Here is a 26,174-nt window from a genome sequence, read left to right as displayed (position 1 = left end):
GCTCCGCTGCGCTCCGCCTCACTTCACTCCACCTGCTGGTGGTATTAACTTGATACAGTTGATATACATTTACACAAAGAATTTTACACTACCAAAAAAGAGGCCCTGAAGGCCCCTTTTTCTGGATCAGGAAATCAGCTTTTACCTGAAAAGATGTCTATCCTTGCTGCTCACCACATCATGGCTTTTTAAGTAATCCATCATTTTGAGCTCCGCATCAAACTCCGCCTTCATCAAAGGATGCTGAATATGTTTGTTGGGATCATTCGTATCCAATCCCAGTTCATTCGTCATGATCACATCTGCTACATCGATCGGGATATAAGCACATGCTTTGATAAACTCGTAATTCTTTTCCTCTATATATACCAGCGAACTTTCCAGGCATTCCATCAATTTTACAACTCCTGCACCCCTGGCCTCATCCTGGTCCAGTTCATCAATATCAATTTCATGCAGCCGGGCAATCTGCTCATCCACTTCTTCTTCGGCTACATCCGCAGTTTTATCCACCGCATCCCACAGGTAGGCGAGTACCTCTGTCAGCACCTCGTAGCCTTCCTCATTATCCAGCTCCAGCAGGTGATTGGCATATTTGTTATAGAGGTACTCAGCATTCCAGGCACCAAAGAACAGGGACTGTTCAAAAGGCAGGTTTGCAAAAGTGGCATCCAGGGTTTTATCAAAAGAAGAAAAGGTCAATTGTTCCATCATCTGAATATTGTTTTATCTGTGCTGCTTAATTTGGGTTGCGTTTCTAAATAGGCAAACAATTTCAACTGTGCCTGCAGCTCTTCACTGAAAAACGGATCATCCAGCTTGTACTTCGGTGGGGTCTCATTCATTGCATATTGTTCATCCTTCACCGCGTTCAGTACATCCAGCGGAAACCACGCAGTCATTAATATGCCATCCAGCTTCCTGTCCTTCACATAACTCAGGGTACTCTCTACCGACTCCATGAGTTTCAAAATCCCACAATCCTTTGGCTTCTGAAAGTCCAGGTTATCAATATCAATGTTCCGCACATGCTTTAGCTGCTTCTTTACATCCGCTTCGTTCAGCAGGGAAGGATCATCCACCCCATTCCACAAGAACCCAATCGCATTCTGCAGCACTTCATGTTCTCTCGCAAACCCATCCCCATCCAGAACCGGGCCATATTGTCTATCCAGATAATCTGCTGTCCATACACCAATAAAAAGCAATTGCTCAGGTGTTAATTTTGCCAGCTCAGGTTGTACTTTCTTCTTATACGCTGAATAAGGTAATGCCATTTATATTGATTACTTGTTTTATGATGCACATTGTACATGGGGCTTACAATTACTACAGGGCTCATTCTTCTGATATTTCGCCCATGAAATACCCCATTTCTTAAACTTCGTTCCTTTCGGAGCGTTCCTGATGATTACTCTCTCAGCGTGGTTCTCCAGGTTGTAAGCCTTTCTTACTGATTTCACTTTCGACTTGTTCACTGGCTTCTTCATATACGCCACACCACTGTATATATTTTCTGGTGGTACCCCCAGTTCTATCAGCTTCGCACGTTGTGCCGGTGTTAACTTGGCACCATTGCCGGAGGCAAACAATTGCTTTTCACCACTGGGCAGCGTACCCTCGCCTATAGAAACTGTGGATTGATTAAAGCCGATCTCCGGCTTACCGGGAATATTCCTTTTCAGCACATTGTGAGCCTGTCTTGCTTTTTCTGCCAGCGCATCATCGAAGATGGGGTGTAGACCGAGTAAGTCAAACAGCGACATCGGGTCATTTACAAAACTATACAACCTGCTGCCGCCATCCAGGCCTATAGGGTCTTTACTGATGTAAACACCTTCGTCCGGACTATAATAACGGAAACGGTTATAATATAATCCTGTCTCTACATCTTCATACTGCCCCTGGTAGCGGAAGGGGATGAAACCCTTACTCCCCGCTAACTTACGAACCTTTCCATAAATATCCAATTCGCAGGACCAGCACTCCCCGCCGCTCCCGTCGTATGCCGCAAAAGGTACGCCGAGATAATCAGAGAGAATGGAGTATTGCTTACCATTGATAATCTTTGCTACCGGGATACAGGAATCTCCTTCAAAGACCCAGGTGATCAATGTCTCCGCAGGTACAGGTTCTTCCTGCTGCATAATGTTGCCCATATCATCAATCCTGATCTGTGGGCGTTCATCTACAGGATAGGTCCATTCATGCACCGGGTTCATACCATCCCAGACCCATCGTGTTATTTCATTTCCATAGATCTTGGCTGTTCTCCTGCCTAACGCATCGTACTCAAAACGCACTGTTTTGCCATCGGGCCGGGTGACCTGTTGTAAGGTGCCCCTGCCTGTCCATTCGTATTCCCAGACTTTTAATCCGGATGAAATTTTTTTAATGAGGAAGCCTTCTGCATCATATTCAAACCTTGCATCGGGTGTTTCCTGCAACTGGCCTCCGGGGCCATATTTACGATCGTTTTGCGATACGGATCTGAACAGGTTGCCGGTTTTATCTGGCTGCCGGTAGTCGAAGTGCCCGTCTTCGTATTGTGCCCAGGCCAGGTTGCCGAAATTATCGTGGGCGAACTTCACACTGCTGTTGTTTAGGGCATTCACCATTTCACGCAGGCGCTGATTGGCATCCCAGCGATAATAGGTTTTGCGTATCGTGCGTTTGTTGCTGTTGATTGTCTGAGAGGCGGGCATTCCTGCTTTATCGTAGGTGAAACTGCTGCTGATGCCTCCGGGCAACAGGCGTTCTGTTTCCATGCCTGCCAGGTCGTATTGAATCTGTAAAGTCCAGGGATCACGGGAAATGGAATCATTCGCCCTCATCCCGGTGATGTCTCCCATCCGGTTCCTTAGTAAATTCACCTGTGCCCCCAGCGAGGTTTGCACCCGCATCCTCCTGCTATTCTCATCATATTGGGTACTCACCACATGCCCGTTTTGCCGCTCCTCAATCACATTCCCCATGGCATCCCGTTTGAAACTCACAGTGCCGTTTTCATTAGTGGCTTCGATCATTAACCCATTCCGGTCATATGCAAAAGAGGACCAGGTACCATCACTATGTTCTGCACGCACCAGCATGCCATTATAATCGTATTCGTATGTGCTGTGTTTTTGCCCGGGGCGCTCTACCTTTATCACCTTCCCGGTGGCATCACGTACAAAGCCATAGCTGATGCCGTCAAAGCCCGTCTCCCGGATACTCTCACCTTTTGCATTGCGTACGAACTGGTAAGACTCCCCTTTTTCATTGATGATAGTGCGTAGCCTGCACTCAGTATCATAAATGTAATTCACCTTCGCACCATTTTCTTCGCGGGTACGCAGGTTGCCCAGGGGCGTATAGGAGAACTTTACATCATGATGTTTATCTACAGCACGCAGTACCTGGAAGTAGGCATCGTATTCCATGGAGATGTGGTTACCATCGGGTGTTTCCACATCAGTGATCCGGCCCAGGGCATCATAGCGGAATCGCTGTACCTGCCGGGCAGGGTTGCTGGAACTGGTACATTGACCCCATACATCGTAGGTCCATGTCGCCTCGCCACCATCCGGCAGTACCATTTTGACAAGGTTAAAGTCCTCATCGTATTCCATGGTAGTGATATTATCATCCGTATCTTCTACACTTGCCAGCAGCAGCTGCTCGTTGTAGCGCATGATCTGGATACTGCCATCGGGCCGGGTATTGGTATGCAACAGCCCATTGTCAGGGTAATAGGTATAAGTGCTGCTATTGCCTTCAGCATCCATACCCAGGATCATTTCACCTGCTTCATTGTACAGGAAGGAGTAGCTGCTGCCATCAGGTTGTACTACGCTGGTCATATTGCCCATGTCATCGTAGGTGTATCCGGCTACAGTACCTTCTTCATCTATTTCCTGGTAGATCTCGAAGTCTTCTGTATAATTAATAAAGGTGGAATTGCCCATAGGGTCCCTGATCTGGGAGATGACAAAGTCAGGGGAGTAGTAATAAGTAGTGGTTTCCCCCAGTGAATTGGTTACCAGGTTATAGCCTTCGGATGGATGGTATTCAATAAAGCCTTCCAGGAGTCCACCATCTCCCCAGGTATGAATACAACGTTTTTTGTTATCATATTCCCAATAGAAGGTTTGGCCGGTTCGATCTGTTTTTGAAACCATCAGGTGATTCCGGTAGCTGATACGGGTGGCCTGACCCAGGGCATCCGCAATAGCAGTTAAATCTCCCTCTTCATTGTATTCATAGGATACCAGCAGCATTTCCTGGCCACGGTGATGCGCGGTTACACTGGTGATCCGGCCTTCGAAATCGTTTTTGATATGCAATTGTCTGCCTGCACTATCCGTGATGCGCAGTAAATGACCTTTCTGATTATAATGGAGGGTCACAAGGAAATTCATCTTATTGTGAATGGCAAACAGTCTAAACTGTTCATCCGTTTCCCTGATCTTTTTGAAGGTATAAAAGAGCTTGTCCTCGTAATCGTACAGCACAAATTCATCAGCATCCGTGCGGGTGAGCAACATCTTTTCATGCCTGTTATATTCCTTGTCGCCGCTATAGGGCAGGGCATCAAACACTGCACTCCGGCCATCTCTCAGTAAAACCACAGTGGCATTTTCTGCGGCAAATTCCTGTACCCTCATATCGTAGAAGAGATGGTTGCCATGGCCTAAGAGGCCTTTGTGAGCACTATCGCTGTTCCAGGTACGTTCCCACACAATAGGAATGGGACCCGATAATTCAAAGTCCAGGCCTTCAGAAATCACGATACCCTGTACCAGGTCTACCGGCTCAAAGCCATGTTTACAGAGGAATTTGCTCAGTTTATTGCTTCCCAGTTTCCCTTTGAGGGCGTGGTTGAATTTGGTCATCATTTTCTTCCCGAGCTTCCCGATCCCCTTGAGCAAGGCCCCAAAGCCGAAAGACATGAGGAGGTTCATGAGCACCCCTGCCCAGTCGGGCACATAAGGGCCGCCTACAATCACGGGTTTCCCAAAGGAGAGGGGAATGGAGTAAGAAGTAGGCAGGTACATGCCGGGCATGGGAATCAGCTTCTTGCCGGGCTTCAGGGAGAGCGGCAGACCAATATCATTACAGGTCATGAGCATATGACCGGTGGGACTTAACATCCGGCCTTCTACCAGGGTGTTTTTGGCACCATAGAAGTTCACAGAGTCGTGGCCGATGAGTGGAGCGAGCAGCCAGGGGCCACCCATGGGAAAATGAAAGAGAATGATGATGATACCACTTGTATCACTCACGCCCCTGGGCACATGGTTCACTTTTGTGGAAGCTCCGAGAAATGGGATGTAGTCCATGGGGTCCAGTACAAAACCAAGGTACGGATGGGGGAGTGGAATGGGAAATCCGAACAGAATGACAATATGTATATCCAGTCCAATGACCGGAACGAAGTGTTTATTGCTGATGAGCATAAGTTTCCGTTTTTAAAGACAAAAAGCAAGGCAAAGAGAATCAATGACATTTACCGAAAATAAGAATGCCCTTTTCCTGGCTGCCGGCTGCAGCAAATGCTAGCAGTTTAGTTTTAGTGTACCACCAATAATTCCTGTATCCGCCTCACCATTGACCATCACACTCTTACTTGCCATGCCGATACTCGTTCCGCTCTTCACATTGTACACCTCACTTTGCATCCTGATATTCGCACTACTGATTGTCTCATGGAGCGTCACAGCATTATGCTTAATCTTGTCTGCTGCTGCCGTGATCTTATTCGCCTTGTTATCCACCTTCACCTGTGCGGCTCCTTCGCCTACTACCACCAGTTCACTTCCTTTCAAATGGATCTCTTTGGAGATAAACTCGATCTTGTTTGGCGCATCTACAATAATATGGTCATCAGTTTTCACCGTTACCAGTGTCTGGCTATTAATGGTAATATTCCCTGCACCATCCATCGCCATTGAACTGCCATTCTTATCCATCACGGTTACACTCCCCACGGCATCGTTCAGCAGGATGGTATTCCCGCTCCTGGTCTTCAGCGCCTTTACATCATTGCCAGCATTGCCATAGCTGCTTTTGGCCTTTCCATTGTAAGTGGCACCAATTACAAAAGGCTGTTCGGCATTACCACCTTCAAACTCTGTAATCACTTCTTCGCCCACTTCGGGCATGATAAACATGCCTTTATCACCACCGCCGGAAGCGGAAACCACTCTGATCCAGGGTGTCTGGCCGGACTGCATCCAACGGAATTTCACTTTTATACGGCCCAGTCCTTTCGGATCATTATTATCAATGACTGTTGCTGACTGGGGTTCGCAATAAGGGATATTGGTATAATCTACATGTGGTGCTGCCACATCGGTAGGGATGCCTTCAAACACGTTATGATAACTGCCGTTGGCACCACAATAATGCCGTATGCTGGTCACCATATACTCCCCGTGGTGTTGTTCTTTGGAGAAGGTGGAGTCCTTGATGCTCACAGTATCGCCAATCCTGAAAGAAGGATTGGTACTGCTTCCGTTGAGTTGTACCATTTTGGAGAGGCGACTCTTTTTCTGCAGGGTGGTCAGCTTATCCAGTTGGGATTTTGCACTACTGGTAAAAGGATAGTTCATTTTGAACAGGCCTTCCCGGTTGTATAATTTAGCACTCACATCGCTGGCTTTTTGTGAATAGGTATTCATTTTTCCAGCGGCTTTGGAGTTGGTCGTATCTTCCACCACGCTATCCTGCCGGTAATCGTAGCCATTGAATTTGGCATTGTTGGGCACTACAGAAACTTCGATATTAAATTCCAGGAGGTCTACCTGGTGGGTGAGCACCGTCGTCCTGGGACTAAATTTCCCGAATACCTGTTGCTGTCCGTCGTAGAAAAACCATTCCCCGTATCTCTCCGCTAATCGCTTAATGAAAGCGTAGGAGCTTTCTTTATATTGAACGATGTATTTGAGAGATTCTTTGGTGTCGGGGTTGATGCTGGTGCGCAGCAGGTTGGGAGGATAGCTTTGGGTGGTAGTGGAAATAATATCGGCGAGTGACTTACTTTCGAATGCGGCTGTGTGAGAATCATCTTCGAGGAGGATGCTGGGACTTTGGCCCCTGATCACACAGTTGCCGTGGGTGCCATCGCCTTGCTTGCCGGTAGCGATCTGCATGACGATGCCTTTAAAGATCAGGTTTTGTACGCCGGGGAGTTGTTCCGCGGGGGCAACATTAATTTCAATTTCTTCTCCCAGGAATTTGGACGAGGCGCCTGAGATACCGCCTCCTAATTTCTCGAACCAGTCATAGCTGACATAAATTTCAAACTCGTGATGGCCGTTGATGTATTGCCTTAATTCCATCGACTGAAAGGTGTCGAACTGATTGCCGGCAATAGAAAATGAGGTTGCAGTATTGAGTGCCATAATATGGGTTTTTCTTCAAAGAATGGGGCATATGGGAAAACAGGCTACAGTGAACTTAAAAACATGGTTGCTACGAAAATAACTAATTCTTTTGAATTTAATTGAGCCGGTACGCTTGCGGCCGCCTTAATTAAGTAAAGTAAAAAAGCCTCCTGAATCAATCAGAAGGCTTTTTAATTATGTATAAAAAAGATAATAGAATTCCTGCCTCAAAACTTTGAAGAAAATGTTCGCATATCCCTACTTATGTCCTGGCCCTTACTTAACGATACCAGCAAAGCGCTGATAGAACTGGGTTGGACTGTTTTCATTTTTGGGAGCATATTTCCCAGCAATGATAGGCACATAGATCACTCTTCTGCGGCTTTCTTCACCAATTACAGAGCTCAGCGCTACACGGTGCCAGAGGCGGCCGTCATGTACAGTTACGTCACCGGCTGTAGGCGTGATAGCAATCTCATTTTTGTCTGGTGCATGGTCAATGAAGTATTTTTTCTTGAACAGCATGCTCAGCCTGCTCTGTTTGTGCGTACCTGGTATGATTCTCAGACCACCGTTCTCAACTTTCAGGGTGCTGAGGTGCAGACCTACGTTGAGCATTGGGTTCAGTTTACCGCCCATGAAGATGTCACGCAAACCGTCTGTATGCCAGCCCATTTTGGTGAACTTGCTTTCCGGACCATTTACGTAATGGTTAAATACCATCCCGTCTTTTTCGTTAATACCGAGGCGGGCACCAGGACCAATCAGGCTTAAAAGCGCATCGAAACGCTTGTCTTTCAGTACGTCGGCCAATACTGGTGCGTGCTGGTTAATGAAGGCAAAGCGTTGCACAATAGGGTCGCCATTCAAGTCTTTACCATACTTGATGGGAACTCCATTTACTTTCTCTCTTTTTTCAGCGATCCATTTCTGCTGTACTTCTTCAGATGCTTTGATGATCTCCTGGACTTGCTCCGGAGTAAAGAACCTGGAAAAGTGAATGTATCCATGCTCGTCAAAAAATGCTCTTTGTTCTTCGGTTAGCGTATCACCTAGTGTAAACGTAGTATAAGCCGTAGACATGATGTGGTAAATTTATAGATGATTGGTGATTGATCACGAATTATTGAAAATAGTTAAAAATTGTAAAACCCGGACAGTACAGGGTAAATAGGTCAAGTGTTTTCAACAATACGGACACCATTTACTTTGCGACAAACAGGTCAGTTGTAGTATTTGTTTTGATAATAATCTGTAACGCATCTTTTAGTCTACTAAATTTGTAGGGTAAAGATAATAGTATTTTATCGTTTCCCCAAATAATAAATAACAGGTTTTGTATTGATTCAATTTCCATTCCTGATCCTCCCAAATCCATAGTCGTCTTCTCTATTAATTGCGAAGCAACCGGAAGGGGCTGTGCGGGCCGGCTTAAGAAAAATTAAAATAACACACTCCGGATTGTACGCGAATTAGGGGATGAATTTACTTATTTTTTATATAGATTCCCTGCAATTTTTTCAACCATCGCTTTGGGTACCAATCGGGTGAAAAATGCTGTGGCCGCATTTAAGAAGCCTGGAACCAGTTCAGCTTTCTTTGCAAACATACCATTAACGGCTATCCGTGCTACTTCGTCCGGCATCATACCGTACTTCTCCGCGGTAGCCTTGATGGCCTGCATACCGGCTCTGTCTATAAAGTTAGTATTTACTGGTCCGGGACATAAGCAGGTAACTGATACATTTGTGCCTTTCATGTCTGCTCTCAGACCCCGGGTGAACAACAACATAAATGCCTTGCTTGCAGCATAAGTGCTGAGTGTTGGTACTGCCTGGTATGCAGCAGTACTTGCTACGTTCATGATGTAGGCAGCAGGTTGTTGCTTCAGTAAAGGCAGAAAATGATGGCAGAGTGCAACAGGTGTTTGCATGTTGACCTGGAGCATCTTGTTCTGATCATCTAAAGAGGTAGCATCAAAATCGCCCCACACTGCATAACCTGCATTGTTGATCAGGATGGAAATGTTGTACCTTTTTTCCCTGACCCATTCAAATAACTCCCCGGCAGCTGTTGGCGTAGATAGATCCAGCGCGATATATTCGACCTGTACGCCATACTTAGTAATCAACTCCGACGAGACCACTTGCAATTCACTCGTGGACCTTGCTACAAGAATGAGGTTATATTTTTTTTCAGCCAATACGATGGCTAAGGAACGTCCAATCCCCTTGCTTGCGCCTGTAATTAGTGCATAATTCATAATAAAACTGGTTAGCCGTTGTGCTTAAGGAATACAGGAACAGCTGAGAACAAAATACAAAAATAAGTTATTTATTGAAGCGATAAAGAGAGAATTTAATTAAAAAGTGTAAGAAAAGTGTAAAAAAGGTTGAAAATGAAGCCTGTAGACCCAATAGAGAAGGGCGGTAAGAATACCGCCCTTAATTTTTTAACCATATCCTATGAAAAACCTGAACCAAAGATATACGACAGCTTGGTGCCACCTAATCAATTTTTGTAAAGGCTATATTTTATCTGGTAAACGTCATAAATTAATAGCCGTTAACCAAAAATTAACAAAAATGCAATCGATTTGCCTAGTTAGTACTCAGTGATTTTTTTAATCTTAACCATGTTTTAACGAGTGAACAGGGCTTACACTCAGTCGCTTTAATACCCCTTAATGCGGCAATTTATCCCTCACCAACCCATATACCCAGGTACCCAATATTGCACTGAGCAGGGCCACACCCATCACCGTAAATCCTGCCCCCACCTGCGCAAATAAAGGCCCCGGACAGGCCCCCGTCAGCGCCCAGCCAAACCCAAATAACAGCCCTCCATAGATATTCCCCTTTGAAAATGCCTTCTTTGCAATGACGATCTCTTCACCACCGAACGTCCTGATTTTGAACTTCTTAATAACAGTTACGGAAATAAGACCTGTAATCACAGCCGACCCAATCACCCCATACATATGAAATGACTGGAAATGAAACATCTCCTGTATTCTAAACCAGGATAAGACCTGGGATTTTACGAGCACAATGCCGAAAAGTACCCCGGCAAGGGTATATTTTATGTTCTTCATGATAAGGAAAGGATAAAAGGTAAGACCAGGTTTGACATAATAAACCCACCCGCCATAAAACAACAGGTAGCTACCAGCGAGGGCCATTGCAAAGTCGATAATCCGAAAATTGAATGCCCCGAAGTACAGCCGCCGGCATACCGGGTACCGAAACCAACCAGGAATCCACCCACAATTATGAGGATAAATCCCCTGATTGTCAGCAGTGCTGGCCAATTAAACAATTGACTGGGTAACAGTGCGTTGTGGTCGCTGATGCCAAATTCACCTAAAGCATTTTCCAGTTTGGGACTGATCTGAACAGGGGAGGGATCCGCCAACAGGTGGGAGGCTATAAATCCCCCGATCACAATACCCGCCGCAAAGAACAAATTCCAGATTTCCTTCTTCCACTCATAGGTGAAAAAGGGAAGCCTTGCCGGAAAACACGCGGCACATATATGGCGGAGTGAAGACGAAATACCAAAGGCGCGATTGCCCAATAATAAAAGTAATGGTACCGTAAGCCCGATTATCGGCCCCGCTACATACCAGGGCCATGGTGCAGAGATCAGTTTTAAAAGCATAATTTTATGGTTGGAGGATGTATATACAAATATACTTACCTATAAATATCCACATAATGTTAATAGAATGCAATCATTCTAATATGTTGCAACACGCATATTTCATATCTTTGATTTATGAGAATTGAACAAGCAATTAATCAGCGCAAGTTTAAGGACGATCATCACAAGATGGTGGTGAACCTCCTGTATACAGGTAACTGGCTGAGAGATTCACTCGGTGCCAACCTGAAATCCTATGGGCTCCTGCCGCAGCATTACAATGCCTTACGCATTATCCGCGGTCGCCACCCCGAACCCGTTTCCGCTGGTAGTATCAAGGAAGTGATGCTGGACAAAGCCAGTGATGTAACCCGCTTACTGGACAAACTGGAAAAGCTGGAATACGTACAACGCCGTTTGTGCCCGCACAACAGGCGAAAAATGGACATCAATATCACCGCCAAAGGTTTGAAACTGCTGGACGAAGTAGATATACCCATGGACAACTTCTATAATGATATTGCTGAAAGATTAAGTGCTGAAGAGGCTGCGCAGCTGAGCGATTTGCTGGATAAGGTGAGGAGATAGGGGCAGAAAAACGTATCTTCGCCCTCATGCGTCGCCTTCTTCTATATATCATCATATTGTTCTCTTTTTGCCAGGCGGGTGCGCACGTGTGCAAAAAACAATATGAGGCTGTTGCGAAAAGGAAACCTGTAACCACTGTACTGAAAGTAGTAAAGAGTCATTCAAAACCCGGATGGCATTACGGCACCGGATACCTGCCGGAGACCATTTTTGATTTCAACAACTGTTTTAGTTCCCCTAACAAGTGTGTTTATAGGCCTGCTACAGGTCATTTCAGCGAATATTTCTTACCGCGGTTACCATTGTATGCAGCGGTATTGTCTACAGGAAGACTCCTGGTAGATATCCATGCTATTGTCCGGACACTCATCTTCCCTAAACATATTTTCTGGTAGCTGTGTTGATTATTGGCTTTCCCGGCATTTAAATTTTAGCCGGCCACAAGCCATTCCACCCCGGGTAATTGCGCCTTGCCAAAGACAGGGCGCAATTACCCGCCGCTTCATTCGCATTGGAATTTTAATCAATAATACGACCAGATGATTCATTTAGCACCGTTAATTAAAGACCTGGCATTAATCCTGATCGCAGCAGCTGTTACCACCCTCATATTCAAGCGCCTTCGCCAGCCGCTGGTATTGGGGTATATCGTAGCAGGCCTGCTCGTAGGCCAACACGTCTCGCTTGTACCAACCGTTTCCGATGAAAAAAATATCCATGTATGGTCCGAAATAGGTGTCATATTTCTACTCTTCAGCCTCGGCCTCGAATTCAGTTTTAAGAAACTGATCAAAGTAGGAGGAGCCGCCTCCATCAGCGCCATCGTAGAAGTCATCTTCATGCTCGCCCTCGGTTACCTCCTGGGGCAGATAATGGGATGGTCGCCTATGGACAGCATCTTCCTGGGAGGCATCATCTCCATATCCTCCACTACCATCATTATCCGGGCCTTCGAAGAATTAGGGGTCAAGGGCCTCAAATTCGCCGGCCTCGTATTCGGAATCCTCGTCGTCGAAGACCTGGTAGCCATCGTACTCCTGGTCTTATTATCGACCCTGGCCGTGAGCCGGCAGTTCGAAGGGGGAGCTATGCTCATCTCCGTTGTCAAACTCGTTTTCTTCCTCATTGCCTGGTTTGTGACCGGTATCTTCTTTATCCCGACCCTGCTCCGCATGACCAGGAAGTTCATGAATGAAGAAACCCTACTCGTCACATCCGTAGGCCTCTGCCTGCTGATGGTCGTACTGGCTACACAGGTAGGTTTTTCTCCGGCATTGGGTGCCTTCATCATGGGGTCCATCTTAGCCGAAACAACACAGGCAGAAAAAATCGAACACCTTGTAAAACCTGTAAAGGAATTGTTCGGAGCCGTCTTCTTTATTTCCGTAGGCATGTTGATCAACCCTGCCATGCTGGTAAAATATGCAGTACCAGTACTCATCATTACCGTGGTAACCCTGCTGGGTAAAACACTCAGTACCGGCCTCGGGGCCCTGCTCTCCGGCCAGCCGCTGAAAACCTCCGTTCAGGCAGGCATGAGCCTTGCTCAAATCGGGGAATTCTCTTTTATCATTGCCCAACTGGGACTTACCCTCAATGTCACAAGTGAATTCCTTTATCCCGTAGCTGTGGCGGTATCGGCAGTGACCACCTTCACCACGCCTTACATGATCAAGCTTTCCGGCCCTGTGTACGAGAAACTGGCAGACATCATGCCCCATCGCTGGAAGACGGCAATCAACCGCTACAGTGCTGCCGCTCAAACCATTTCCGTGGTGAGTGACTGGAAAATATTGTTGCGGAGTTATTTTACTAACATCATTATATATACGGTCGTCCTGCTGGCGATTATATTATTATCCTCTTACTACCTGTTGCCTATGTCTGGCGTGTACAACTGGGGCCGTATAGCCAGTGCGGTAGTAACCTTCCTGCTGCTCATGCCCTTCCTGTGGGCACTGGGTTTCAGGAATATCAGCAGTGCGGAATCCAATCGTATCTGGGAACAGAAGAAGTACCGCGGTCCACTCATGCTGCTCCGTTTAGCACGTATTGTAATCGCAGTTTTCCTGCTGGGCTTCTTCTTCGACCGCTTCTTCTCTTATTCAGTAGCATTGGCCGTTACTGCCATCATGATCTTGCTGATCCTCCTGTTCCGTCATAAAATCGGGGATTTTTATACCACCATCGAAGAGCGCTTCTTTTCAAACTTCAATGCGCGCGAAACGAAAGTGGGTAATATCAATAAGTCGGTATTGGCCCCCTGGGATGCACATTTGGCTGTGTCAGAGATCAAACCACTTTCTCCTGTAGTCGGTTCCACCCTGGAGGAGCTGCAGCTCCGGGAGAACTATGGTATCAATATCGCCCTCATTAACCGGAGCGGGATCAAGATGTATGCTCCTGATAAATTCGCCCGCCTCTTTCCGGGAGATGTGGTGACTGCTATCGGTACCGATGAACAGCTGCAGAAGTTCAACGATTACCTGGAGCCAACTAATACAGCGGTGGCAGTGCCGGTACATGATGGTGATCCGATTGCCCTCAAACAATTCTTAGTAGGAGAGAAGTCCCCGCTGGAAGGTAAAACGATCCGCGAGGCAGGCATCAGGGAAAGGACCAGTGGCATTGTGCTGGGAATTGAGAGAAAGGGACAGCGCTTATTGAATCCGGCATCGCTGACAGTGTTGCAGGCCGGCGATATTGTGTGGATTGCAGGAAGCGGGGGCAGATTGTATGCCTGGTTAAAAGAAATAAACACCCGGGAGGATGGAGCCAAACAGGGAAAACGTTCGTGAATTTTTTTACCCTTGCTGTAAAAGCAGGGAAATCCAACAAGCACTTTTTTAGTAGGTTGATTGAATAGTAAAGGGTGTCTCATTCATTTGAGACACCCTTTCATTATAATAGAAAACATTCACATTATTCCCAGGTCAGTTCAGTAACCACTTCTTCATTGTTATTCTTCGCAGTCACCTTCTCAGGATATTGCCTGCTGTTGTAATGATAAACATAAGTCTTCGCAATCGCATTCGCCCCGTTTGCAGGGGTAATCACCTCAGATATGATGTTGTTCGCAGACAGGTTCACCGCATTCAGATCCGTGATATAACCAAACCCTGGCACGCTCCGCTGGGAATTCATCTTGTCATCATACTTAAAATCCACGGTTGAACTCAATGCAAAAGCAGCATTGTCAGATCCACGACCCATATTTTCCTGCTGGATAATGTTGCCTTTCTGATCCCAGGTATACAGCTGGCAATAGTGATTTTCAAAAGTCTGCTTACCTGCCGGGATCACGAAGAAATAACGTGCAGCCAGCTGACCTTTGTTGTCATACACCAGTGAATCGTAGCCGGAAACCTGGTTTTCCTCATAATAACTGATCTTGTCAATACGACCCTTCTTGTCGTAGCCGAAAGAAGAAAAGAGCGCAGGTGCCTGTTCCTTTTCATCGGCAGTACTCATTGTTTTTACCAGTTTGCCGTATTGATATACCGGAATACGCACATCCGTATACTGATCATCGCCCATGGCATGGGTAGTGACCATTTTGGCAATACTTTTGTCTGCATTGTAACTGATAACTGTTTTATCTGTCGGCGATGAAATAGCATGGAGAAGGCCTCCATTGTTGTCTGAATATGCAGGCTTAAAAGCGCTCAATGCGAATGCTGCTGACAGTACGGTAGCGCCCAGCGCTCCCCTGTGTAAGGATAAACTCATGTTGGCAATAGTTAGGTTGTATAAAAATACTTTCTCGTGAATACTTACGGTATCCACCGAAAGTTGGATTTTGGTATATTTTTTATATATGTATTGACATAAATATGTTATAGATTGTGGCGGAATATGGTGAAGAACTTTCTCATATTGTGAACAGGTGTCTGGCAGACACTACACAAATGCCGGAAAACTTTACGAACTTACGCCCGGGAATAAAAGAATAATGAATCGATAATGAAGGAGCACGTACACCATTTGAAGGATGAGGAAGTAAATATATTGTTGAACGATTTGTTGGAACAATATGGGTACGACTTTACAGATTATTCCTTCGCCTCTGTAAAACGGCGCTTGCAACGGGTATATATAAATGACAGGTTCCCCAGCTTTGCCGAATTTCGTTATCGGGTTATCAGGGACAGTACTTACCTGACCTACCTGATGGAGCAGATCACCGTCAATGTAACGGAGATGTTTCGTGACCCGGCATTTTTCCAGGCATTGCGCAAGCAGGTATTGCCGGTACTGGCTACGTATCCTTTTATCAGGATCTGGCATGCCGGCTGTTCTACCGGTGAAGAGGTGTATTCCATGGCCATCCTGCTCCAGGAAATGAACCTCCTGCACAAGTCAGTGATCTATGCCACCGATATCAATGAAAGTGTATTGGAGAAAGCCCGGAAGGGAATCTTTCCATTAGCTTATATGCAGCAGTATTCACAGAATTATTTACAGTCAGGCGGGCAGCATGATTTCTCCCGGTATTATGCCGCTAATTATGAATACGCAAAATTTTCAGAGAGCCTGAGTGAGAAGATCATCTTTGCAGCACACAACCTGGTAACAGATCGTTCCTTTAATGAATTTCAACTGATCATCTGCCGCAATGTGTTGATTTATTTTAACAAAGATTTGCAGGACAAGGTACTGCACCTGTTCAGCGAAAGCCTTGAGCAACTGGGCTTCCTGGCCCTGGGTGCAAAGGAGACATTGCGGTTTACAACGGTTGCACCACTGTTTAAACCATTGGCACAGAAAGAAAAAATCTGGAGAAAAATAGCTACATGACAGTTTCGCTTCCCCGGACATTAGTGATTGGAGGTTCCGCAGGTAGTCTGGATGTATTATTACAATTATTACCCTCACTCGACCCGGCTTGCCGGCTGGCAATTATTATTGTACTGCACAGGAAGAGTGATAATGAGACCTTGTTGTCAGACCTGCTGGCAACAAGGAGCGTACTGCCCGTGAAGGAAGCAGAAGAAAAGGATCTGCTAAGACCCGGGATGGTGTATGTGGCACCGGCGGATTATCATTTGCTGATAGAGCCCGATGGTACGCTGACCCTTGATTATTCTGAAAAGGTACATTATAGCCGGCCCAGTATTGATGTCACATTCAGTGCTGCCGCAGAGGTGTTTAAAGAAAGGCTGGCTTGTTTGCTATTGTCAGGGGCAAATACGGATGGTGCGGATGGATTGCAGATGGTGCAGGCAATGGGAGGGGTTACAGCCGTACAGGACCCCGGGGAGGCAGAGGTAGCGTTTATGCCCAGGCATGCAATGACGGTGATGCAGGTAGATAGGGTGCTGAAACAGAAAGAAATGGCAGAATGGGTGATGTCCTTATAAAAGGCAGAAAAAACCGCTTTTCCCATGGCAATAATATCACCCAGGGCAAAAGCGGTTTTTTCCAGGCTTGTCGCCCAAAAACTAATTAGATTGTTTTAACGGAAGTACCATTATAAACCGTGTCCCCTCATCCTCCCTGCTCTGTGCACTGATAATCCCCTGGTGCTTCTCAATCACCTTCTTGGCAATACTCAGCCCTATCCCGGTACCCTCATACGCATCCGTACTATGCAATCGCTGAAACAGCGTAAAGATCTTTGGTAAATACTTCTCATCAAACCCAATCCCGTTATCACTCACCTCTATCCTGCAATATTTTCCTTCAGGCAGAGCATCACTTTCCAGGTCTTTCCCTTCCACGATCTCCGCCTTAATCCTAATCCGTGGTTTTACTTCGGGCCTCCTGAATTTCAATGCATTACTGATGATATTCTGCAAGGCCTGCCTGATTTGTCCCGGTATCGCCTCCACCTCCGGCAATTCTTCTACCACAATCTCCGCATCCGCATCCCTCACCGACAATTCCAGGTCGGCCAGGATCTCGCTGATCAATCCATTCAGGTTCACTGGCTCAAAAGTATTATCGGCCGATAAACGGGAATATTTCAATAAGTCACTAATCAGGCGGCTCATGCGCTCTGAAGAACTTACAATCCTTTCCATATACTGCATCGCATCAGGGTTGGTACCCAAATGACGATCCCGCAGGATAGTGCCGAACAACTGGATCTTCCGCAAAGGCTCCTTCAGATCATGCGATGCCACACTTGCAAACTGCTGTAACTCATAGTTACTCGCTTCCAGTGCCTGGTTCATCTCCTGCAATTCATGGGTACGTTCCTCTACTCTTTGTTCCAGGATCTCATTCGCCTGCTTCTGGTGGGCAATATCTGTAAAGGTCCCTACCCATTTCACAATCTTACCATCTTCTTCAATGGGAATAGCCCTCAGCAAATGACACCTGTAATGATGCGTGAGCCGGTTATGCAGGTACACTTCTTTCTCAATAGGTTGTCCTGCCAGGATTGCATTCTCCCATACCCGCTGCTCTTCGTGATCCTGGTTGTAGGTAACCGGAAAACTATCCAGCGATGGGGAATAATAGAACCAATGGCGGTTCGCATATTCCACAGCGCCATCACCCCTGGCAGTAAAGGCTACCTGGGGCAAAGACTCCAGCATAGAATGCTGCTCCTGTACCTTGGCATTCAGGGCGGCCTGCGCCTGCTTACGCACTTCTACCTCCTGGCGGAGGTTTTCATGCATGGCCTGCAACTGGCGGTTCTGCTCATATAACTTGATGAACGTCTTAACCTTAAGGAGTAATATATCAGGATCCACAGGTTTGGTAATGTAGTCCAAACCCCCGGAGGCGTACCCTTTAGCAATGAATTTTTTATCCTTATTAACAGCGGAAAGGAACAGAATAGGCACGTCCCTTGCCTTACTATAACCTGAAATGGTTTCAGCTACCTCAAAACCATCCATACTAGGCATCTGTACATCAAGAATGATGAGTGCATAGTTGTTCTTAAGGATCTTCCTGAGCGCTTCCTCACCTGATAACGCGGTATCTACCTCAAAATCATGTAGCTCTAGTGTCTTCCTTAGGGATAGAATATTTTCCGGCTTATCATCGACGATTAATATCATTCTTCCTATATATTACTGGCCACGGGACTACCTCAAAAATCGCGCCGCCATAGCATAAATGTATATTAAATTGAATTAATACCAAATGTTCCACCCGGGGTAATTTATCCTTTACAATTCATGAAAATACTTCTCCAAACAAACAGCCCCCACTTGCCGAAGCAAATGAAGGCTGCACTTCATCAATCCTCTGATTTATCTATTACTACTACTACATCCCACCTAAAGCTTTATACAATTCAATGGTACCCAGGAACAATTCCTTCCTGCTATTCGCCAGCGCCAGCTCCGCTTCCAACACACTTTTCTGCGCCGTGATCACTTCCAGGTAATTCGCATAATTGGTCATATACAGATCATTCGCGGTCGAAACCCCATCTCTCAGCATCACCACTTCCGCCTCCTTCAGTCTAAATGCCTCCTGGCCATTATGCAGCTGGGCCAGGGCTGTCATCACTTCCTGGTAAGCATCTATCACCCGCTGCCTGTAATTATAAAATGCACTCAATGCCGCTGCTGAATTCACCTGGTACTGAGCAGCCAGTTGCTTCTTATTCAGGATAGGTGCCGTAATACCTCCTAACAATCCATAAGCTACGGACCCTGTATTAAATAATAAATTCGCTTTAAAACTAGTGAACCCTACATAAGGATTGATATTGACTGATGGGAGGAAGGATGCCTTTGCCGCCGCTACATCCGCTTTTGCCGCCCCCAGTTCCAGGGCTGCCTGCTGGATATCCGGGCGCTGAGATAAGAGACTTGCCGGCATACCCAGGTTCGCAAATGGTGGCAATGGTGCTGTCAGCAAAGACGTATCTCTTGGTATCGCCTGCGGGAACCTGCCCAGCAATGCATTCAGCTGATTTTCCAGGCGGGTCGTCTGCTGCTTTATACCCATCATAAAACTCTGTGTGTTCAGCAACTGTGCGTGGAATTGCTGTACTGCCAGCAAGGTGGCTCTACCCGCTTCCTGCTGAATACGTACTGTGGCGAGTGCTGTCTCCTGCAAGGCAATATTTCGCTCCAGCACAGACCTTTCATTGTCCAATGCCAGCAATTGATAATACATGGCAGCTACATTGGCAATCAATTGTGTCGTCACCAGCCGCCGCCCCTGTTCACTGGCCAGCATACGCTGCTGTGCTGCTTTCTTTCCGTTCTTCAACTTACCCCAGAGGTCTATTTCCCAGGCACTCCGCAAGCCGATAAAGTAATTGGGTGTCGGATTCGGAATACGCTGCTTGTCATCTATATTCTGGGAAAGATTGGTATCGTAGTTACCCACCCCATTCATCGTATAATCTCCATATCTTTCTACACCCGCATCCACCGCTGCATTCACCGAAGGCAACCAGGCACGGTTCGCTACCATCAATTGTGCTTTGGTCATTTCTACTCTTTGCAATGCCAGCTGTATATCTGTATTATTCCGCAGCGCTGTATCTAACAATTGCTGCAGGTAAGGATCTGCAAAGAATTGGTGATAGGTCATCACTGTACTGTCCTGAGTCCCGGTGAGCGTACTATCAGTTGTCGCCGGCAGTACAGGTGCATCCGGGTATTCAACTGCCTTCGGCGTGTAACAACTGCTCATGAACAATCCCAGTACTAACACCGTCACTACATGATGCGCTTTCACCACATGTGGTTTTCTTCTCTTCTCCGCGATCCCTGCAAACAATACATACAATCCCGGGATCACCAATACGCCGAATACAGTTCCTATCAACATACCGCCTGCTGCTGCCGTACCAATAGACCTGTTGCCCATAGCACCCGCACCACTGGCTACACACAGGGGAATCAGGCCCGCAATGAACGCAAACGAAGTCATAAGGATGGGACGCAAACGGGATACTGCACCTTCCATCGCACTCTTCATAATGGTAGCTCCCTGCTTATGTTTTAAGATGGCAAATTCCACAATCAGGATCGCATTTTTACCCAGCAAACCTACCAGCATCACGAGGGCTACCTGCGCATAAATATTATTTTCCAGGCCTGCCAGTTTAAGTGTAAGGAAGGCCCCAAAGATCCCCGCAGGCAATGATAAGATCACGGGCAGGGGTAGCAGGAAACTTTCATACTGCGCGGCCAGCAGCAGGTACACGAAGAGCAATACGATGGCAAAGATGTATACAGCCTGGTTACCTGACAGGATCTGTTCTCTCGTCATACCACTCCATTCATAGCTAAATCCTCTTGGTAGTTTTTGCTTGGCTACTTCTTCAATGGCTTTGATGGCATCTCCGCTACTATAACCCGGTGCCGCATCACCATTGATCATCGCAGCTGTATACATATTATAACGTGTCAGCTGCTCAGGTCCGAATACCCTTTCCAGTTTGATGAAGTTGGAATACGGTACCATTTCGCCTTTATCATTCTTTACATACAAATGCAGGATGTCTTCCGGCTTGGTCCTGTAGCGGGGTGATGCCTGTACCATTACTTTATACATCTGTCCGAAGCGGATAAAGTTTGATGCATAATAACTACCCAGCAATGTCTGCAGGGTACTCATTGCATTGTCGATACTCACGCCTTTCTTCGCAGCCATGGCCTGATCCACATGAATCATATATTGTGGAAAGTCGGGGTCAAAACTGGTAAATGCACTGCTTATTTCCTTTCTTTCTTTCAATGCATTGATGAATGCATTGGTCACATCTGCAGTTTGTCTCAGGTCTCCGCTACCACTCTTATCCAGGATCCGCATTTCAAAACCACTGGAGTTACCAAAACCAGGTACAGTAGGAGGGGGGAAGAACTCAATGCTTGCATCCCCGATATTTCGTGTATCCTTTTCCAGTTGTGCGATGATCTCTTTTACCGAACGTTTTCTTTCTTCCCATGGTTTCAGGTTCACCATGCCCATACCGTAGGAAGCACCTGCTACTTCACTCACCAGGCTATATCCTGCCAGTGTTGATACGGACTCTGTTTCTTTCAGACTGGCTGCCACCTTCTGTACTTCATCCAGCACGGCTTCTGTTCTGGATACGGTGGCACCTGCAGGTGTGGTCACGTTCACATAGATCATACCCTGGTCTTCAGAAGGAATGAAGCCGCCGGGCAGGATGGCACTCACGCCCCATGTGGCGATAAAAAAGAGCACCAGCATCCCAATAGTGACCATGCGCCTGCCTGCAATATAGCCTACCAGGTGCTGGTATTTCCTTTCGGTCTGATTATACCTGTAATTAAACTTGTCGAAGAATTTCTGGAGCCATGTTTTTGGTTTGCCTGCACCATGATGATTTTTCAGCATAATGGCACAGAGGGCAGGCGTAAGGGTCACGGCATTGATCCCGGAGATCACGATGGCTATGGCCAGGGTGAGGGAGAACTGCCTGTAGAACACGCCCACGGGGCCGGAGAGGAATGCTACCGGAACAAACACGGCGCTCATCACCAGTGTGATCGCTACCAGTGCCCCGCTGATTTCCCGCATGGCTGCCAGGGTAGCCTGCAAAGGAGCCATGTGCTGATCATGCATTTTTACATGGACAGCTTCCACGACCACAATGGCGTTGTCCACGACAATACCGATAGCCAGTACCAGTGCAAAGAGCGTGAGCAGGTTGATGGAGAAACCCATCATTTGCATAAAGGCCAGTGTACCGATCAGGGCCACAGGCACAGCCAGTGCAGGTATGAGTGTAGAGCGGAAGTCCTGGATAAAGAGGAAAACCACGATAAATACGAGGATGAATGCTTCCACCAGGGTACGCAATACCTCGTGGATAGAGGCATCCAGGAAGCGGGATACATCGTAGTTGAAGTTGTACGTCATACCGGGAGGGAAGGAAGTTTCCTTCAGTTCCGCCATACGTGCCTTTACATTGGCGATTACATCCTGTGCATTGGAGCCAGGGCGTTGTTTCAGCATAATAGATGCCGATGCCTTGCCATCTGTTTTAGACACCATGCCATAGCTCAGCGCGCCAAATTCCACATCGGCAATGTCTTTCAGCAATAATACAGAGCCATCTGTATTGGCCCGTACAATGAGGTTTTCGTATTGTTCAGGTTCAAAAAATTTACCGGTATAGCGCAATACATATTGTAATACCTGTGGATCGTTGTCAGCTGCTTCTCCTGTTTTACCGGGAGCGGCTTCGATATTTTGTTTGCGGATGGCTTCCACCACCTCATCGGCCGAGACGTTGTAAGCCAGCATGCGGTCGGGTTTCAGCCAAACGCGCATAGCGTATTCCTTGGCACCCATGATTTCTGCAAAGCCCACCCCGTCAATTCTTTTCAGCTCCTGCAGTACGTTGATGTCCGCAAAGTTGTAAATGAATTTCTCGTTGAGGGTGCTGTCTTCACTCATGATGTTGAGGTAAAGCAGCATACTGTTTACTTCTTTTTCCGTGCTTACACCGGCCTTGATCACCTCTTCAGGCAATTCATCGAGTACGGTGGCCACGCGGTTCTGCACGTTTACGGCAGCCTGGTCCGGGTCTGTACCTACGGCAAAGGAAATAGAAATAAGGGTGACACCTGTATTACTGGATACAGACGACATGTAGGTCATGCCCGGTACACCGTTGATAGCGCGTTCCAGTGGCGTTGCTACGGCTTTGGCACATACTTCAGCGTTCGCACCTGTGTATTTGGCGGTGACAGTGACGGATGGCGGTACGATATCGGGGAACTGTGTTACCGGCAGAGAGAAGAGAGCCAGTAAGCCCAGCAGGACTATTAATAATGAAATAACCAGCGACAACACAGGCCGCTTGATAAAAGTATCGAACATAAAATGATGTAATAGATGAAAATTGAACTACCCGATAGTGGATAGAAAATTTGCTTTCAATGCCCGGGCATTACCAGGTTTGATCAATAAAGGGGCATTTATGCATAATGGTAATTACTTAGAATTTTGAATGCATTCAATTCCCTCTCTGATCATTACAATGCCCTGATACTATCCAGCGACACTGGCGCCGGGTTGATCTGCATACCCTCCCTGAGATTGCGTACACCTTCGTATACCACGCGATCTCCTGGCTTCAGACCTGCCTGTACGATGTAACAGTTGGCCATTCTGGGCCCCGGGCTAAAGCTTTTCATCTTTACATGATTGTTTGCATCCAGCAGGAAAACGTAGTTTTTATCCTGCATCTCAAATACCGCTTTCTGTGGAATCAGCATGGTGCTATCCAGGTCAGCAGCAAGTTGTATTTTACCGCTGGCACCGTGTTTCAGCAAAGCTTTCGGATTGGGGAACCTGGCCCTGAAAGCAATGGAGCCGGTACTTTCCTCGAATTCACTTTCGATGGTCTCTATCTTTCCCGGGTAAGGATAGAGTGAACCATCTGCCAGCAACAACTTCACTTCAGCATGCTGATGCTGGGTTTTGTTACGGCTGTGCTGCAGGTATTCTGTCTCCGATACATTGAAGTAGGCATAGACCTCCTGGATGTCAGAAACAGAGGTCAGCAGGGCACCTTCAGCGATCAGGCTTCCTGTCTTGGAAGGGATCCTGTCGATATAACCTGTGAATGGAGCGCGGATAGAAGTATAAGAGAGCTGGGTGGCAGCGTTCGATTCAGCGCTGCGGGCCTCATCTACTTTTGCATTGGCGGCAGCTACTTTGGCAGCAGCCACTTCCAGTTCCGTCTTTGCAATTACTTTTTTATCTACCAGCAGTTGTACCCGCTGTTGTTCCAGCTGCGCAGTTTTGGCATCAGCAATAGCGCTGCTGAGGGCTGCTTTGGCACGGGCCAGCTCAGCTCTGAACTCTTCGTCATTCAGACTAAAGAGCAATTGTCCCTGTTGTACATGTTGGCCCTCGTCTACATAGATTTTATTGAGGAACCCGTTTACACGGGCACGGATCTCTACATTCCGTACAGCCTCGATATCAGCTACGTAGTTCTTGTGTAAAATGGTATCTGTAAGTGCAAGCTGCACTACAGGATAAGTATTCAGGTTATCCGTTGTGTTGTTCTTTTCTCCTTTGGTAATACATCCCCCCAGGGCGATGCTCATCAATATCACAGTAGTTGTGCGCATGATAGGTATCAATCATTTTTTTCGCATATACAATAGCAATCCCCTGATGACGTATCATTCATAACGGGGGCATTGTATACTTGGGTAAAGCAATTTCAGATCATTACCATATAAAAAATTAATCCCCTGATGACGTATCATTCATAACGGGGGCATTATATACATGGTAATACAGTTCTATTTCATCATCTATAAATGAAATACTGCTCAAAAGAGGGTGTACCTGAAGAGAAACTTATAATAGGCGGGGAGGAAGGCATCATGCCACTGATAGATGCCGGTTTTGTCTTCATCTTCCGGCACATATTGGTCCAGAAGGAGTTGTAACTGTTGTAGGCGTGTTGTAAATGAATATTGTTGCGACGCAACAGAAATATAGAACCTGCGCTTGTGGCGGGGTTCGGTAGCACGAAACAAAAAAGTTACCTGGTCTTCAGTCAGATCTTCAGGCACATCTTCCATTAAAGAAAGCGGAAGGTGTATAAAGAAGTTAGAAGGCTTATTCAGGTCAAAATGAGGCCGATGACTGGCCTGTGGGCGGAAAGATGCATTGTGATGACGGTTAGCTGCCTGGGCACGAAATGCGGCCTCGTTTGAGCGGGTGCCGGCATTTGCTGTCAGACTACTTTGTGGGCGGTAAACTGCTTCATAGGGATGATTACCCGCACTCGCTGTCAGACCACTTAATATGGTCAAAAACAGGAATACAAATAAAAACCTGTTCCGGAAAGTATGATCGGTTTTTAAGTGAAGCATATTAGTTCGCACTCGTCAGTTGATACAGGCAAATATATAAATTCGCGCTTACATATCAAATAGCTAATGGATGAATGGTGATGGCATATTCCTTGTTGCACATAATAGTAAACGTAATAAGGATGAAAGCTCTACAACTTTTAGGAATAGCAGTAATGGCAGCCATGGCCTGTAATAACCCGGTAAAGAACCCTACACAGATGCAGGAGGAAAGGGATGCAAACCCATCTCAGGCATCCAGTGAAGAAATTGCTACGCAGGCACAGCAGTTTGCGAAGGGAGAAGGGCTGCGTGGTTCGGGTGTGATGACAAAAGGGAATTATAAATTTATAGTGAGGGTAAATGGGGACGGTACAGAAAGGACGATCAAGATTGCCTCCCAGGACCTGAGAGGGGATACTACAAAGCCGATGACAGATAGTACGGTATTGCACGATATAAAGGGCAAGGTAACGAGTACGACGGTGAGTGACCTGGACAATGACGGCAACCCGGAGGTATTTTGTTTTACCAGATCAGACGGAACGGATGCAGTGGGAAGTGTGTATGGGGTGACATTTATCAACCATCAACCAGTGAGGATTTTTAGCGGCGATGTAGATAATGCCAGTATTCCGGGGTATAAGGGAAACGATACTTTTTATGTGCAGCAGCCTTATGTAGTAAGAAAGTACCTGGGCGAAAAAAATATGCAGACGATAAAGTACACGCTGAACAAGGACAATCAGAAGTATATACTGAAAGAGAATAAATAATCTTATAAAAAAAGCCGGCCTCAAAG

General features: G+C 46.6%; 19 protein-coding genes. 6 read left to right on the top strand and 13 right to left on the bottom strand.

The features are described from left to right. Positions 1 to 141: 141 nt before the first annotated feature. The 8 genes from DXN04_RS28640 to DXN04_RS28605 all read right to left on the bottom strand — a co-directional run bounded on the left by DXN04_RS28640 (position 142) and on the right by DXN04_RS28605 (position 11,027). Complete coding sequence (locus DXN04_RS28640; RefSeq protein ID WP_116856840.1) at positions 142 to 714, bottom strand: DUF416 family protein; 573 nt, start codon at positions 712 to 714, stop codon at positions 142 to 144. Next, positions 711 to 1,277, bottom strand: a complete 567-nt coding sequence (locus tag DXN04_RS28635; protein ID WP_116856839.1) for a hypothetical protein — start codon at positions 1,275 to 1,277, stop codon at positions 711 to 713. Before DXN04_RS28635 ends, DXN04_RS28640 begins: the two co-directional genes overlap by 4 nt. Before the next feature lie 18 nt (positions 1,278 to 1,295). Next, positions 1,296 to 5,438: an RHS repeat-associated core domain-containing protein gene (locus tag DXN04_RS28630; RefSeq protein WP_116856838.1), complete on the bottom strand. Its 4,143-nt coding sequence runs from the start codon at positions 5,436 to 5,438 to the stop codon at positions 1,296 to 1,298. A gap of 99 nt (positions 5,439 to 5,537) precedes the next feature. After that, positions 5,538 to 7,385 carry a type VI secretion system Vgr family protein gene (locus DXN04_RS28625; RefSeq protein WP_116856837.1) on the bottom strand — a complete coding sequence of 616 codons (1,848 nt, stop codon included), beginning with the start codon at positions 7,383 to 7,385 and terminating at the stop codon, positions 5,538 to 5,540. A gap of 258 nt (positions 7,386 to 7,643) precedes the next feature. Next, the gene (locus DXN04_RS28620; protein ID WP_116856836.1) at positions 7,644 to 8,450 is read right to left on the bottom strand and encodes a phytanoyl-CoA dioxygenase family protein; all 807 of its coding nucleotides are present in this window, start codon (positions 8,448 to 8,450) and stop codon (positions 7,644 to 7,646) included. Positions 8,451 to 8,856: 406 nt separating this feature from the next. After that, positions 8,857 to 9,630 carry an SDR family NAD(P)-dependent oxidoreductase gene (locus DXN04_RS28615; protein WP_116856835.1) on the bottom strand — a complete coding sequence of 258 codons (774 nt, stop codon included), beginning with the start codon at positions 9,628 to 9,630 and terminating at the stop codon, positions 8,857 to 8,859. A gap of 420 nt (positions 9,631 to 10,050) precedes the next feature. Further along, on the bottom strand, positions 10,051 to 10,461 hold the full coding sequence (locus DXN04_RS28610; protein ID WP_233525708.1) for a DUF6691 family protein: 411 nt from the start codon (positions 10,459 to 10,461) through the stop codon (positions 10,051 to 10,053). Beyond that, positions 10,458 to 11,027: a YeeE/YedE family protein gene (locus tag DXN04_RS28605; protein WP_116856834.1), complete on the bottom strand. Its 570-nt coding sequence runs from the start codon at positions 11,025 to 11,027 to the stop codon at positions 10,458 to 10,460. The genes DXN04_RS28610 and DXN04_RS28605 overlap by 4 nt, the downstream gene beginning before the upstream one ends. A gap of 117 nt (positions 11,028 to 11,144) precedes the next feature. Here DXN04_RS28605 and DXN04_RS28600 point away from each other — a divergent pair, with 117 nt between their 5' ends. The 3 genes from DXN04_RS28600 (at position 11,145) to DXN04_RS28590 (ending at position 14,395) form a co-directional block, all read left to right on the top strand. Continuing rightward, positions 11,145 to 11,597: a MarR family winged helix-turn-helix transcriptional regulator gene (locus DXN04_RS28600; RefSeq protein ID WP_116856833.1), complete on the top strand. Its 453-nt coding sequence runs from the start codon at positions 11,145 to 11,147 to the stop codon at positions 11,595 to 11,597. 26 nt (positions 11,598 to 11,623) lie between these two features. Continuing rightward, the gene (locus tag DXN04_RS28595) at positions 11,624 to 11,992 is read left to right on the top strand and encodes a hypothetical protein (RefSeq protein WP_147320091.1); all 369 of its coding nucleotides are present in this window, start codon (positions 11,624 to 11,626) and stop codon (positions 11,990 to 11,992) included. Between the two features lie 144 nt (positions 11,993 to 12,136). After that, positions 12,137 to 14,395 carry a cation:proton antiporter domain-containing protein gene (locus DXN04_RS28590; RefSeq protein WP_116856831.1) on the top strand — a complete coding sequence of 753 codons (2,259 nt, stop codon included), beginning with the start codon at positions 12,137 to 12,139 and terminating at the stop codon, positions 14,393 to 14,395. 124 nt (positions 14,396 to 14,519) lie between these two features. On the opposite strand, the gene DXN04_RS28585 is transcribed toward DXN04_RS28590, so the two are convergent. Further along, the gene (locus DXN04_RS28585) at positions 14,520 to 15,326 is read right to left on the bottom strand and encodes a hypothetical protein (RefSeq protein WP_116856830.1); all 807 of its coding nucleotides are present in this window, start codon (positions 15,324 to 15,326) and stop codon (positions 14,520 to 14,522) included. Between the two features lie 234 nt (positions 15,327 to 15,560). Here DXN04_RS28585 and DXN04_RS28580 point away from each other — a divergent pair, with 234 nt between their 5' ends. Together DXN04_RS28580 and DXN04_RS28575 are read left to right on the top strand one after the other, a co-directional pair. Next, complete coding sequence (locus DXN04_RS28580; protein WP_116856829.1) at positions 15,561 to 16,394, top strand: CheR family methyltransferase; 834 nt, start codon at positions 15,561 to 15,563, stop codon at positions 16,392 to 16,394. Then, a complete protein-coding gene (locus tag DXN04_RS28575) occupies positions 16,391 to 16,957 on the top strand; it encodes a chemotaxis protein CheB (RefSeq protein WP_116856828.1) in 567 nt (188 codons plus the stop codon). The genes DXN04_RS28580 and DXN04_RS28575 overlap by 4 nt, the downstream gene beginning before the upstream one ends. An 81-nt stretch (positions 16,958 to 17,038) precedes the next feature. Here DXN04_RS28575 and DXN04_RS28570 read toward each other — a convergent pair whose 3' ends face one another. From DXN04_RS28570 to DXN04_RS28555, 4 genes are all read right to left on the bottom strand, one after another. Further along, complete coding sequence (locus tag DXN04_RS28570; RefSeq protein ID WP_116856827.1) at positions 17,039 to 18,610, bottom strand: hybrid sensor histidine kinase/response regulator; 1,572 nt, start codon at positions 18,608 to 18,610, stop codon at positions 17,039 to 17,041. A 211-nt stretch (positions 18,611 to 18,821) separates the two neighbouring features. Continuing rightward, positions 18,822 to 23,375, bottom strand: coding sequence for an efflux RND transporter permease subunit (locus DXN04_RS28565; protein ID WP_116856826.1), 4,554 nt, complete (start codon positions 23,373 to 23,375; stop codon positions 18,822 to 18,824). A 155-nt stretch (positions 23,376 to 23,530) separates the two neighbouring features. Continuing rightward, entirely contained in the window at positions 23,531 to 24,637 is a 1,107-nt protein-coding gene (locus DXN04_RS28560; protein WP_116856825.1) for an efflux RND transporter periplasmic adaptor subunit, read from the bottom strand. A gap of 207 nt (positions 24,638 to 24,844) precedes the next feature. Next, the gene (locus tag DXN04_RS28555) at positions 24,845 to 25,393 is read right to left on the bottom strand and encodes a hypothetical protein (RefSeq protein ID WP_116856824.1); all 549 of its coding nucleotides are present in this window, start codon (positions 25,391 to 25,393) and stop codon (positions 24,845 to 24,847) included. Positions 25,394 to 25,515: 122 nt separating this feature from the next. Here DXN04_RS28555 and DXN04_RS28550 point away from each other — a divergent pair, with 122 nt between their 5' ends. Next, positions 25,516 to 26,148, top strand: coding sequence for a hypothetical protein (locus DXN04_RS28550; RefSeq protein ID WP_147320090.1), 633 nt, complete (start codon positions 25,516 to 25,518; stop codon positions 26,146 to 26,148). The last annotated feature ends 26 nt before the right edge of the window (positions 26,149 to 26,174 follow it).

The sequence above is a fragment of the Chitinophaga silvisoli genome, from assembly GCF_003412465.1.
GTDB lineage: Bacteria > Bacteroidota > Bacteroidia > Chitinophagales > Chitinophagaceae > Chitinophaga > Chitinophaga silvisoli.
This window is presented reverse-complemented; position numbering and strand designations above follow the sequence as displayed.

What these genes read in the sequence shown, in the direction of transcription:
- DXN04_RS28590 (WP_116856831.1), top strand. Translation starts at nt 12,137, where the DNA reads ATGATTCATTTAGCACCGTTAATTAAAGACCTGGCATTAATCCTGATC.
- DXN04_RS28620 (WP_116856836.1), bottom strand. Translation starts at nt 8,450, where the DNA reads ATGTCTACGGCTTATACTACGTTTACACTAGGTGATACGCTAACCGAA.
- DXN04_RS28600 (WP_116856833.1), top strand. Translation starts at nt 11,145, where the DNA reads ATGAGAATTGAACAAGCAATTAATCAGCGCAAGTTTAAGGACGATCAT.
- DXN04_RS28630 (WP_116856838.1), bottom strand. Translation starts at nt 5,438, where the DNA reads ATGCTCATCAGCAATAAACACTTCGTTCCGGTCATTGGACTGGATATA.
- DXN04_RS28560 (WP_116856825.1), bottom strand. Translation starts at nt 24,637, where the DNA reads ATGCGCACAACTACTGTGATATTGATGAGCATCGCCCTGGGGGGATGT.
- DXN04_RS28595 (WP_147320091.1), top strand. Translation starts at nt 11,624, where the DNA reads ATGCGTCGCCTTCTTCTATATATCATCATATTGTTCTCTTTTTGCCAG.
- DXN04_RS28575 (WP_116856828.1), top strand. Translation starts at nt 16,391, where the DNA reads ATGACAGTTTCGCTTCCCCGGACATTAGTGATTGGAGGTTCCGCAGGT.
- DXN04_RS28555 (WP_116856824.1), bottom strand. Translation starts at nt 25,393, where the DNA reads ATGCTTCACTTAAAAACCGATCATACTTTCCGGAACAGGTTTTTATTT.
- DXN04_RS28625 (WP_116856837.1), bottom strand. Translation starts at nt 7,385, where the DNA reads ATGGCACTCAATACTGCAACCTCATTTTCTATTGCCGGCAATCAGTTC.
- DXN04_RS28565 (WP_116856826.1), bottom strand. Translation starts at nt 23,375, where the DNA reads ATGTTCGATACTTTTATCAAGCGGCCTGTGTTGTCGCTGGTTATTTCA.
- DXN04_RS28640 (WP_116856840.1), bottom strand. Translation starts at nt 714, where the DNA reads ATGATGGAACAATTGACCTTTTCTTCTTTTGATAAAACCCTGGATGCC.
- DXN04_RS28605 (WP_116856834.1), bottom strand. Translation starts at nt 11,027, where the DNA reads ATGCTTTTAAAACTGATCTCTGCACCATGGCCCTGGTATGTAGCGGGG.
- DXN04_RS28550 (WP_147320090.1), top strand. Translation starts at nt 25,516, where the DNA reads ATGAAAGCTCTACAACTTTTAGGAATAGCAGTAATGGCAGCCATGGCC.
- DXN04_RS28635 (WP_116856839.1), bottom strand. Translation starts at nt 1,277, where the DNA reads ATGGCATTACCTTATTCAGCGTATAAGAAGAAAGTACAACCTGAGCTG.
- DXN04_RS28585 (WP_116856830.1), bottom strand. Translation starts at nt 15,326, where the DNA reads ATGAGTTTATCCTTACACAGGGGAGCGCTGGGCGCTACCGTACTGTCA.
- DXN04_RS28615 (WP_116856835.1), bottom strand. Translation starts at nt 9,630, where the DNA reads ATGAATTATGCACTAATTACAGGCGCAAGCAAGGGGATTGGACGTTCC.
- DXN04_RS28580 (WP_116856829.1), top strand. Translation starts at nt 15,561, where the DNA reads ATGAAGGAGCACGTACACCATTTGAAGGATGAGGAAGTAAATATATTG.
- DXN04_RS28610 (WP_233525708.1), bottom strand. Translation starts at nt 10,461, where the DNA reads ATGAAGAACATAAAATATACCCTTGCCGGGGTACTTTTCGGCATTGTG.
- DXN04_RS28570 (WP_116856827.1), bottom strand. Translation starts at nt 18,610, where the DNA reads ATGATATTAATCGTCGATGATAAGCCGGAAAATATTCTATCCCTAAGG.